The organism is Arthrobacter sp. 2YAF22_2, from assembly GCF_052114645.1.
Lineage (GTDB): Bacteria > Actinomycetota > Actinomycetes > Actinomycetales > Micrococcaceae > Arthrobacter.
In genome coordinates this window covers 1-3,501 of the sequence record NZ_JBFRFD010000404.1, presented here as the reverse complement: position 1 = coordinate 3,501, position 3,501 = coordinate 1, and the positions used below count along the sequence as shown (strand labels likewise).

The window sequence follows — 3,501 nt, the reverse complement described above, 5'->3', positions numbered from 1 at the left end:
CCTTCGCAAGTCGGCCATCGCCAAGCTGCCGGAAGGGTTTGCGGTGGACACGCACCTGGCGCCGTCGTATCAGCCCTGGGACCAGCGGCTCTGCGCGATCCCCAACGGCGATCTCTACCGTGCGATCAGCGCAGGCACCGCCGACATCGTGACCGACCAGATCTCGCGGATCACCCCGGACGGGATTGCCCTTGCTTCGGGTGATTCGCTCCCGGCCGACGTGATTGTCACCGCGACCGGACTGAACCTCCTGGTGATCGGCGGCATGACGCTCACCGTCGACGGCGAGCCCGTGGACACCGGGACGACCTTGACCTACAAGGGCATGATGCTGGAGGGCGTTCCGAATTTTGCGCTCACCATCGGCTACACCAACGCTTCCTGGACCCTGAAGGCGGACCTGGTGGCAGGCTACATCTGCCGGCTGCTGAAGTATCTCGACCGTCAGAACCTGCAGTGGGTGGCACCCAAGGCACCCACGAGCGTCACAAACGGCGTCCTGAGTTCGCTGATCGATTTGAAGGCCGGCTACATCCTGCGCGGCGCGGGCGAGCTGCCAAGGCAGGGCTCACGCTCACCCTGGCGGCTGCACCAGAACTATTTGCGCGACTTCGCCCTGCTCAGGGCCGGCAGGCTGACGGACCACGTTCGGTTCGGCCGGCGCGGGCAACGGGTGCAGGCTTCCGGACCGCTAGCCCCGGCAGCGGCCCGGGATCCCCTCGAACTTCCCGGAACAGGACACATCGACGTCGACGGCGCACGGTTGCGCTACCGGAAGACCGGCAGCGGGGACCCCGTGCTGCTGTTGCACGGCATCGGCCAGAGCCTCGATGACTGGACCGAGCAACACGAGCGCCTCGCGGCACGGCACACCGTCTACAGCGTTGACCTGCCCGGCTTCGGGTACTCCGACCGGCTGTCCGGGCGGGCCACCCTGGCGAGCCTCGCGGGCGCCCTCCCGGGTTTCCTTGACGCTCTGGGGGTGCACGGACCGCTGCCCGTGATGGGCAATTCGCTCGGCGGGGCCGTCGCCATGAAGCTGGCTGCCGACCACCCCGACCGCGTCTCCGCCCTGGTGCTGGCGAACAGCGCCGGGTTCGGCAAGGAGGTCGCGCTGGTGCTGCGCCTGCTCGCGGTCCGGCCGCTCGCGACAGTGCTCATGCGCCCCGATAAGAAAGCATCACTGCGCACCGTCCAGTCCCTCTTCTACGACAAAGCGCTGGTAACCGACACCCGCGTTGGCCATGCATTCGCCTTGTCGCAACGGTCCGCGCACCGCCAAACGCTCCTCGACATCGCCCGCGATCTGGGGACCATCTCCGGGGTTCGGGCCGAATGGCGGTCGGCACTCATTGACACCCTGGCGAAGTCGGACGTTCCAACGCTGGTGGTGTGGGGCGACCGGGACCACATCCTTCCGTTCGGCCACCTTGAGGCAGCTGTCACGGCGTTGCCCCGCGCCGAGCAGCACGTCTTTTCGAAGACGGGACACATGCCGCAGATTGAACGGCCCGACGAGTTCGCCGCCGTGGTTGAAGAGTTCCTGTCGCGGGTCCCCGCGATCCTGTCCGGAAGCGGTAGCTCTCGCTAGACTGACCTTGCGCCACAAAAGACGCAGGCTTCGACAATTTCACAACCGGCACCGCGCACTCCCGGGGGCGCCCGCCGTCGACAGAGGGAGACCCGCTGTGGAGAGTCCTACACCGGCGAATGCGGACAACGTACAGCGGCAGTTGGCGATCTTCGATGTTGTCAAACAGGCTCCCGGGAAGTCCCTGTCGGAGATCAAAGCAATGCTCTCCAAGGCATTCGCCGAGCGCGGGCTGAGCCGGCAGCCGGGACCATGGCTGGACGCAGTGGCATCGGATGCTGCATTCGGAAAGACGTACATTGTGGACCTTCCCGCCGCAGTTGCCGCCGACAGCATAGAGACAGTTCCCGACCAGCACCTCGAGGCCGCACTCCAAGAGCGTCGTATCCTCAGGTCCGAGAGCATCACCGAAGCGCAGAAATACGAGGGGCTACCGCCGGCCGGGGATCAGGATCAAAGTGGCGGCAAGGCTGCCCGCCCGGCCTGGACTTCGGATACGGCTCGACGTCAGCAGCTGGCCCTCTTCGCTGGCGCCCTGGCATTGGCCCTGGCGGCTGTCGCCCTCGGCACGGTGCGTCGCCGCGCATAAGTCACCACCGGATCATGACGTCGGAAGCGGGCGGCGGCGGCGGAGCAACTCGGTTGCCCCATATCCGGCGGCCAGCACAACAACGCTTCCCAGCCATCCAGCGGCCAGGAAAAACTGCACCATCTTGTCCCTGTCCTCGTAGGGAGTGAGGGACTGCCCGGCGACGACGACCTTGCCCGCCGCCGGCCGCGCTACAACTGCCATCCGCAGGCCCGGCTCCGGCTCCCAGGTCACAGCATCAGAACCGATGTCCCGGGCGGACTGGAGTACGCCCGGAGGCAGGACGGGAAGCGTTCCATGTAGGTTGACCGTCCCGGACACCGGCTTGTTGTCCGCGCCGTACACGATGACAAAGACCCCGGTGTCCGGTGTCAGCTCCAGCCGCGGCGCGGTGAGCGTCTCCGAACCGAGCTGCTGAACCTCTGCCGCGGCCGCCGCCGCAGGCGCCGCATTGGCTGAGCGGCGGCCCAGTTGCTGGAGCGAACCATAGACGCTTCCAAAGACGAGCGTGACGATGATTGCTGCCGTCAGCCAACCAATAACCCTTCGCATGACTCCATCATCCGGGCATTGGGCGCCAAGTGCTTCGAAAACGGCTGAAGAAGCTTCCTGCGGGATCGACTGCTGGTCATCCAGTCCCGGGCCGCCTCACGACTTAGCCTCGCGACACCCCGTCACCCTGGCGCTGCGGCGGCTTGGGGGCGATTGATTGAGCCGTATAGGAGTTGAGGGGTCGCCCGGTGCCCCCGTAGGCGAGATCCAGCACGACCAGTCCTTTGCGCTCAAGGGCGCTGAGGTAGCGGGCGGCTGTAGGCCGGCTGACGCCGAGCTGGTCGGCTATGTCCGCCGCGCCAATTGGGTTTGGCGAGCTCCGTACGGCGTCGAAGACTTTTTGCATGGTCGGTTGAAGCCGGTGCTGCGGAGCCGCCGCAGGCTCGACGGCGGCCCGGCGCAGGTTGAAGAGGGTGTCAACGGTGGACTGATCTCCGCGTACAGCGGATTCCAGTTCGTGGCGCCAGCGCCGATAGGCATCGAGCTGGAGGCGCAGTTGGTCATAGCTGAAGGGTTTGACCAGATAGTAGACGGCTCCGCTGCTCATGGCTGATCGGACCGTGTTCAGATCACGTGCGGCGGTGATGATGATCGAATCAATCTGGGTGCCGGCAACTTGCAGTGAACGCAGCAGGGAAATCCCGTTTTCGTCGGGCAGATGGACGTCCAACAGGAGTAGCTCCGGCTGCAGACGTTCGATCGCTTCGCGGGCGGCCGCGGCAGTGTAGACCTCCCCGACGCACTCGAAGCCATCCACCCGTGCCAGGCG

4 protein-coding genes are annotated in these 3,501 nt (G+C 66.0%); 2 read left to right on the top strand and 2 right to left on the bottom strand.

The features are described from left to right. Together AB4Y86_RS14860 and AB4Y86_RS14855 are read left to right on the top strand one after the other, a co-directional pair. A partial coding sequence (locus AB4Y86_RS14860) for an alpha/beta fold hydrolase (protein WP_441402968.1) occupies window positions 1-1,591 on the top strand: 1,591 nt, incomplete at its 5' end. A 97-nt stretch (window positions 1,592-1,688) separates the two neighbouring features. Then, window positions 1,689-2,180 (top strand): hypothetical protein, encoded by a 492-nt coding sequence (locus AB4Y86_RS14855; protein WP_441402967.1) that lies wholly within the window; start codon window positions 1,689-1,691, stop codon window positions 2,178-2,180. A 12-nt stretch (window positions 2,181-2,192) separates the two neighbouring features. Here AB4Y86_RS14855 and AB4Y86_RS14850 read toward each other — a convergent pair whose 3' ends face one another. Together AB4Y86_RS14850 and AB4Y86_RS14845 are read right to left on the bottom strand one after the other, a co-directional pair. After that, window positions 2,193-2,732, bottom strand: a complete 540-nt coding sequence (locus AB4Y86_RS14850) for a hypothetical protein (protein ID WP_441402966.1) — start codon at window positions 2,730-2,732, stop codon at window positions 2,193-2,195. A gap of 103 nt (window positions 2,733-2,835) precedes the next feature. Next, window positions 2,836-3,501 (bottom strand): response regulator (locus AB4Y86_RS14845; protein ID WP_441402965.1); only part of this gene is annotated, 666 nt, incomplete at its 5' end.

Bases quoted from the DNA above. Each gene is read 5' to 3' on its own strand.
- AB4Y86_RS14850 (WP_441402966.1), bottom strand. From the start codon at position 2,732: ATGCGAAGGGTTATTGGTTGGCTGACGGCAGCAATCATCGTCACGCTC.